Source organism: Microbacterium sp. BF1 (assembly GCF_019279095.1).
GTDB lineage: Bacteria > Actinomycetota > Actinomycetes > Actinomycetales > Microbacteriaceae > Microbacterium > Microbacterium maritypicum.
This window is the reverse complement of record NZ_JAGYWT010000415.1, coordinates 1-2,195: the sequence shown is the minus strand read 5'-3', so window position 1 is coordinate 2,195 and position 2,195 is coordinate 1. Positions and strand designations below refer to the sequence as shown.

Here is a 2,195-nt window from a genome sequence, read left to right as displayed (position 1 = left end):
CCGGAACGACGGGAGCCGGCACGGGCGCGGGTTCCGCACTCGGCGCCGGGGTCGCCAGCTGCACCGACACGGGTTCGGTGGGGATCTGCGGCGACGGCGGTATCTGCGCCAGCACGACGCTCCCGACCGCGAAGGCGACCGGGATAGCGATCAGCGCGCCGGTGAGGAGAAGGCGTCGTGGAGTGGGCATGACCCCATGATGCCCGTCGATCATGATGCGGAGATGAGTCGTGGATGAAGATCCTTTCATCCACGCGGGCTCAGCGGCGCTTGCGGCCTCTGATCGCCTTGATCGCCATCTGCACCGCGATCACGACCAGATATGCCGCGAAGAGCATGTTGCCCAGCGTCGGGTCGACGATCGTGGCCAGCCACGCCCCGAGCGCGGTCGTCGTGCAGGCCGAGATGCCGATGATCAGCGCCGCGAGCAGGTCGACGTTGCGGTTGCGGAGGTTGCCCACGGTGCCGGAGATGGCGGTGGGGATCATCATCAGCAGCGAGGTGCCCTTGGCGACCAGGTCGCTCGTGCCGAAGGCCAGCATCAGCACAGGTACGACGATCACTCCACCGCCAACGCCGATCAGCCCCGCGAGGATTCCGGTGCCGATTCCCACGCCGACGAGGGCGATGCCGGTCAGCCAGGAGAGTTCGAACGCGGCGTCGCGTGAGGGGATCACCAGGAAGAGGCTGACGATCACGACGACCAGGAAGCCGACGAAACCCCACCGCAACGCCGTCTGCGAGATGCGCGGCAGCAGCCGTGTGCCGATCTGCGCGCCCACCACGGCACCCGCCGCGAGGATGATCGCGGGCACCCAGGCCACCGAACCGGTCGTGGCGTAGGAGATGACGCCGACGCTCGCCGTGGGCACGATCGCCGCGAGCGAGGTCCCGGCCGCGAGGCGCTGATCGAAGTGCAGCAGGAGCACGAGAAGCGGAACGATGACCGTGCCACCGCCCACGCCGAAGAGTCCGGAGAGGAGGCCGGCGAGAAGGCCGATGCCGATGAACGCCGCATAGGCGCGAGGCCCTCGTGCGGGGGCCTGTACGTCACTCACCGGATCAGCCTACTCGCGGCCTCCTCCCCTCTCGAACCCGCGTCGCGGATCAGACCTCGGAGTCCGCCTTGATCGGCACCGCGATCGACGCGGTCAGCGCCTGCTCGTACCGGCGCTGGCGACGCCGCAACCAGAGTCCGCCGACGATCAGCAGGGCGAGCGCCCCGTAGGCGATCGCCGCGAACGGCTGCATGACGAGCGTGCTCAGATCCCCCTGGCTCAGCTGCAGCGCCTTGCGCAGCTGCTCCTCGGCCATCGGCCCCAGGATCATGCCGACCACGAGCGGCGCGACCGGATAGCCGTACCGGCGCATGAAGTAGCCGAGGATGCCGACGATCAGCAGGATCACGATGTCCGACGGCGAACTGTGCAGTGCGTATGCCCCGAACACTGCGAACAGAAGGATGCCCGCGTACAGATACGGCCGCGGGATCTGCAGCAGCTTCACCCACATGCCCACGAGCGGCAGGTTGAGCACGATCAGGATCACGTTGCCGATGTAGAGGCTCGCGATGAGCGCCCACACCAGGTTCGACTGGCTCTCGAACAGCAGCGGTCCCGGTTGGATGCCGTACGACTGGAACGCCGTGAGGATGATCGCCGCAGTCGCCGTCGTCGGCAGGCCCAGCGTGAGCAGGGGCACCAGCACTCCGGCGGCCGCGGCGTTGTTCGCCGACTCCGGACCGGCGACGCCCTCGATCGCACCGCGTCCGAACTCGTCGCGGTGCTTCGACAGCTTGCGCTCGGTCGCATACGACAGGAACGTGGCGACGTCCGCACCGCCGGCGGGGATCGTGCCGATCGGGAAGCCGATCGCCGTGCCGCGCAGCCACGGCTTCCAGGACCTCCGCCAGTCGGACCTCGTCATCCACGAGCGCCACCCGCGAGTCACGGGGATCACGTCGACGCCGCCGTGCCGCAACCGGGCGGCGATGTAGAACGTCTCCCCGACCGCGAACAGGCCGACGGCGACCAGCACGATGTCGACGCCGTCGGACAGCGCCGGGAGCCCCAGCGTGTAGCGCTGCTGGCCGGAGAGCCAATCGGTGCCGACCAGCCCGAGGAACAGGCCGACGCCGAGCGAGAGCATGCCGCGCGAGATCGAGCTGCCGATCAGCGCGCCGACCGTGATGAACG

2 protein-coding genes and 1 pseudogene are annotated in these 2,195 nt (G+C 68.8%); all 3 read right to left on the bottom strand.

Features of this window, described 5'->3' with window-relative positions; all coding sequences use genetic code 11:
* Positions 1–190, bottom strand: a pseudogene (locus tag KZA10_RS12995) (hypothetical protein); the annotation flags it as partial.
* A 70-nt stretch (positions 191–260) separates the two neighbouring features.
* Positions 261–1,058: a sulfite exporter TauE/SafE family protein gene (locus KZA10_RS12990; RefSeq protein WP_218683081.1), complete on the bottom strand. Its 798-nt coding sequence runs from the start codon at positions 1,056–1,058 to the stop codon at positions 261–263.
* 49 nt (positions 1,059–1,107) lie between these two features.
* The coding region (locus tag KZA10_RS12985) for a tripartite tricarboxylate transporter permease (RefSeq protein WP_218683080.1) at positions 1,108–2,195 on the bottom strand (1,088 nt) is incomplete at its 5' end.